At 43.4% G+C, this 4,544-nt stretch carries 4 protein-coding genes and 1 pseudogene; 1 reads left to right on the top strand and 4 read right to left on the bottom strand.

Annotation, left to right across the window (positions count from 1 at the left end):
* Positions 1 to 76: 76 nt before the first annotated feature.
* Positions 77 to 616: an SPOR domain-containing protein gene (locus AAFM34_RS20385; protein WP_341666015.1), complete on the bottom strand. Its 540-nt coding sequence runs from the start codon at positions 614 to 616 to the stop codon at positions 77 to 79.
* A gap of 217 nt (positions 617 to 833) precedes the next feature.
* Here AAFM34_RS20385 and AAFM34_RS20380 point away from each other — a divergent pair, with 217 nt between their 5' ends.
* Positions 834 to 3,503 carry a bifunctional acetate--CoA ligase family protein/GNAT family N-acetyltransferase gene (locus AAFM34_RS20380; protein WP_341666013.1) on the top strand — a complete coding sequence of 890 codons (2,670 nt, stop codon included), beginning with the start codon at positions 834 to 836 and terminating at the stop codon, positions 3,501 to 3,503.
* Between the two features lie 8 nt (positions 3,504 to 3,511).
* Here the strand turns inward: AAFM34_RS20380 and AAFM34_RS20375 are convergent.
* From AAFM34_RS20375 to AAFM34_RS21045, 3 genes and pseudogenes are all read right to left on the bottom strand, one after another.
* Positions 3,512 to 3,706 (bottom strand): annotated as a pseudogene (locus AAFM34_RS20375) (LysR family transcriptional regulator); the annotation flags it as partial.
* A complete protein-coding gene (traT, locus tag AAFM34_RS20370; RefSeq protein ID WP_341666017.1) occupies positions 3,697 to 3,948 on the bottom strand; it encodes a complement resistance protein TraT in 252 nt (83 codons plus the stop codon). The gene traT and the pseudogene AAFM34_RS20375, both read right to left, overlap by 10 nt.
* 211 nt (positions 3,949 to 4,159) lie before the next feature.
* Positions 4,160 to 4,453, bottom strand: a complete 294-nt coding sequence (locus AAFM34_RS21045) for a tyrosine-type recombinase/integrase (RefSeq protein ID WP_371833289.1) — start codon at positions 4,451 to 4,453, stop codon at positions 4,160 to 4,162.
* Between the last annotated feature and the right edge of the window lie 91 nt (positions 4,454 to 4,544).

The raw sequence follows: 4,544 nt of genomic DNA, 5'->3' as shown, positions 1-4,544 counted from the left end.
ATGGGATCATTCAATTGATCTGCCGATTAATGTTTAACTGATCGGCATTAGGGCTGATGCCCCCCTTTAGAAATAATTAGTTCAACTTATTGAGTGTTGGATACTGCGACTTTTTAATCGCATCAATACTTTTTACGAAAGGCTTCATATCTTGCAGCTCATTGGGCAGCTTAGCGATGGCCTTCTTAGCATCCATTCGCGTCGCATAGTCACCATAAAGGATGGTATACCACTTAGTACCATTGACAACTTTATAGTTTTCCCAGATAGGTTCGCCATCTTTTGGCAGTTTACGAGCAAACTGGTCCACTTTTGTTTGGGTGCCCACTGCGACCACTTGGATTGTAAAGCCGTACCTTGAACTCATGGCTTTTTGTTTTGCTGTTGGCGCCACTATCGCAACTGCGGGTTTGGCCTTGTTGGCCATTGGTTTAACCGTCATAGTCGCTTCTTCCATGACGCCATTACCCATACCGTCTTCTGCCATAAGTGGCTCTTGTATCGCTGCCGTTTTAAATTCTTCACGGTAACTCTCAGAAGAAACGTCAGTGACATAGTCACTCGACACACAGGCTGACAGCACTAAGGGTAAGCTAACTATTGCGATCTTTTTCATGGATTCTTCACATGCCTTTTGTAGAAGTTACTGTAAATCATGCCGTTAGAAAGTCTGATAATCAAGCTCACTTTGGAAATATCTACCCCTACATTGTGACATAATACACAAAGTCAGATGCGCGTCAGGTGATCCGCGTATAACAACACTTATTTCATTCTGGTTTCGTCGGTTAGCTCCGTTAGACTGGTAGTAAAAATTATTTGGAAAGCTGGCCATGAATAATCTAAGTACCCTACTCAAACCCAAATCAATCGCCGTTGTAGGAGCTTCGATTAAACCGACCAGCGCAGGCAATATTGTCATGACTAACCTTCTCCAAGCTGGTTTTGAAGGTGTCGTCATGCCTGTTACCCCCAAACATAGATCGGTGTGTGGTGTATTTGCCTATCCAGATATCGCTTCGTTGCCAATCACGCCTGATGTCGCCATTCTTTGTACCAAAGCTTCGAGAAATGAAGCGTTAATTCAGGATTTGGTTGCTCGACAGGTCAAACATGTCATTGTTCTTTCTGCTAATGTATTGTCCCCAGAAAACAACGAATTACTCGATGAAATTACCAAAAATAGTGGCGCACATCTTCTAGGCCCCAATAGTCTTGGTATTATCATGCCATGGGAAAAGCTCAATGCTTCCTGTTCTCCCATCAATGCTAAACGAGGAAAAATCGCGTTTGTTTCTCAATCTGCGGCGATGTGCACCACGATATTGGATTGGGCCAACGACAAAAACATCGGGTTTTCAGCCATCATTTCTTTGGGTAATGCTCTAGATATCGACTTTGCGGATTTACTCGATTACTTAAGCATGGATTCCAAAACCGAAGCAATACTTCTCTACGTTGACACAATAAAAAACGCGAGGCGCTTTATGTCGGCAGCGCGAGCGGCTTCGCGAAATCGGCGCATCTTAGTGCTCAAGGGAGGTAGAACACAAGCTGGCCGTACCGCTGCTGAGGCTCATACCGGAGGTTTGGATAGCCTAGATATTATCTACGACTCTGCTATTCAGCGCTCAGGAATGCTGAGAGTTAATAACTCTCACGAATTGTTTGCTGCCGTTGAAACCTTGACGCATTCCATTCCGTTACGAGGCGAAAGACTCGCGATTATTTCTAATGGCGGTGGCCCTGCCATCATTGCGGTCGATACACTATTAATGAAGGGGGGTCAGTTGGCTTCCCTGCCACCAAGCCTTATCGATAAGCTCAGTGGAGTATTGCCTGACAATTGGAGTCACAATAATCCCATAGATTTAATCGGCGATGCCGGGCAAGAACGTTATATTAAAGCGATCAATCTTCTCATGGATAGCGATTGCGCAGATGCGATACTCATCATGCACAGTCCGTCGGCAAGTACGGACAATCAACAAACCGCTCAAGCTATTGTTGAAGCGATAAACAAGCACCCTCGCCGGCAACATTTCAATATACTGACTAATTGGTCGGGAGAGAATACAGTCAAACCTGCTCGTCAGATTTTTACCAATGCTGGCATCCCTACCTATCGAACCCCGAAAAGTGCTGTCATTGGTTTCATGCATTTAGTCGAGTACCGGCGAAATCAAAAACAACTAATGGAAACCCCAACCAATGCCGAGCCCATGCATGTCAGCGAACTCAGTGATGCCAAGCAGTGGATTGAGAATAAGTTACAGGATAACGTAAGCCTAGAGTTAGACACTCATCAGATTGGTGCTTTTTTAAAGTTTTTCAACTTTAATGTACTGCCAACTTGGCTCGCTTCAGATGTCAGTGAAGCTGTCCATATTTCAGAGCAGATTGGCTACCCTGTAGCAGTTAAGTTGCGATCGCCAGATATTGCACACAAGTCAGATATCCAAGGTGTCATGCTCAATTTGCGAAACCGCCACGAAGTCGCAAGCGCTGCTGAAGCAATTTTCGATCGCGCAGAAGTCCATTATCCATCGGCAAACATACATGGTTTATTGATTCAAGCTATGGCAAAGCTTGCAGGAGGAGAAGAAATCCGCATTAAGGTAAAAACCGATCATACATTTGGCCCCGTTATTCTGCTTGGTCAAGGAGGCGCCGAATGGGACGAATCCATTGATGCGACCTGTGCCTTGCCACCACTAAATATGGCGCTGGCAAGATACTTAGTTACCCGCGCCATCAAGGAAGGAAAGATCCGCCCTCAACGATTACCAATACCTATGGATATTACCAAGCTTTCTGAATTATTGGTGCGAATATCCCAGATGATCGTTGATTGCCCACAAGTTTATGAATTAGATATTCACCCGCTGCTTGCCGCAGGTGACAAGTTTACAGTGATTGATGCGGACATGACTCTTAAACAAAGTCAGGGAGAAGCCCAAAAACGCTTAGCAATTAGGCCATACCCAGTTGAGTACGAAGAAAGAGTCCAGCTTAAATATGGCTCAAGCATTATTATGCGCCCTATTCTTCCAGAAGATGAACCTAACCATGCACATTTTGTGAGTAAGGTGTCTAAAGAAGACTTATACAATCGATTTTTTAGTGATGTTGGCGAACTCAATCATGAAGCATTAGCCAATCTCACCCAAATTGATTACGATCGAGAAATGGCCTTCATTGCCATTGCTAGTCCCGAATCGAACCCCGAAATTATTGGCGTATCACGTGCGCTGCTTAACCCAGACAATACTGATGCCGAGTTTGCGATCTTAGTTCGCTCTGATCTAAAAGGAATGGGGCTTGGAAAACTGTTGCTACAAAAAATTATCGATTATTGCCGCCACAAAGGCACCAAACAAATTTCTGGTGTAACCATGCCAACCAACAGAGGCATGCTTATGCTGGCGCAAAAACTGGGCTTCGAATTAGATGTACAGTTCGAGGATGGCACTGCTGACATGGTTTTAAAATTAAGCGAGTAGAACGCTCTTTAGTTGTTATGGTTGTTCAAAGGCCAATTTTTCTTAAGGTATTGGATGCACCATGACTTTGCTTCACCCATTTGATTTCGCTTCCAAGCCAAAAGTATGTCTATCTTAAGATCATGGGTGTCTGCGATCTTTTTCAAACTTCCTTGTTGAATAAGAGGCTCAGCGACAGTTCGTGGGAGCGTTCCTATGCCAATCCATAGCCGGAAGACAAGAACCCTTGTGCTTCGCGCAAATCCATTTTGTCGAGTTTAAGTATGTTGGTTTGTATCCAATAATGAGCCTTTTTTGGATCTTGGATAACTCGATAACCCTTGTTCGTCAATTTTTTGCTTAGTGCATCAATAATATCAATATCTTTATCTGTGGTATTACGCACTTGTACAAATATCGTTCGCTTGTCGTCTCCGACTGGATCGAGCCAGACGGTTTCTGACATCTGTGTCTGTACCTCAAGGTTACGTTTTTTCACGGCTGTTGACACCGCAGAACAACCAGAAAGCGCCATCACCGTTGCCAAAGCCAATCCACTGAGCATTGATTTATTTATATTCATTTTACTTTTACCTTGTTATTTTTTGTTGATTGATTATTTTAATTTTACTCTATTTTTTAACTTCATTCTTTTATATAAAAGGTTCATTTTGTGACTAAAATTTGATTTCATAATTTAAATTAATGTCACATGATAGTAATCGGGTGTATATATCGGTTGAGCTTGCATAACGGTGGCCGAGCAGAGACTGTACTTTTTTGAATGAAACTTGATGCAATATCAAGTGAATAGCAAAGCTATGTCGTAAAACTTTGGGCGAGATCGACAATGGATAGTGCATACCCGCCACTTTGCCAGCTTGCTCTATCTCTTTGATCCAATTTCGTGCTGCCTGTCGAGTGATCCCCGAAAAAATCGGCTTTTTCTTATTTGAGCAGTGCGTATACACATAACGAGATAACGCCGTTTCAAAATCACCGTCAAAGGGGTTTGAGGTCCAACGGAACGAAAGTGTACGTTTAGAGGATTAAATCACTGAT

This window comes from Vibrio sp., from assembly GCF_038138445.1.
Taxonomy (GTDB): Bacteria; Pseudomonadota; Gammaproteobacteria; order Enterobacterales; family Vibrionaceae; genus Vibrio.
Note: the sequence above shows the minus strand (reverse complement) of the source record. Positions and strands in the feature narration are given on the sequence as shown.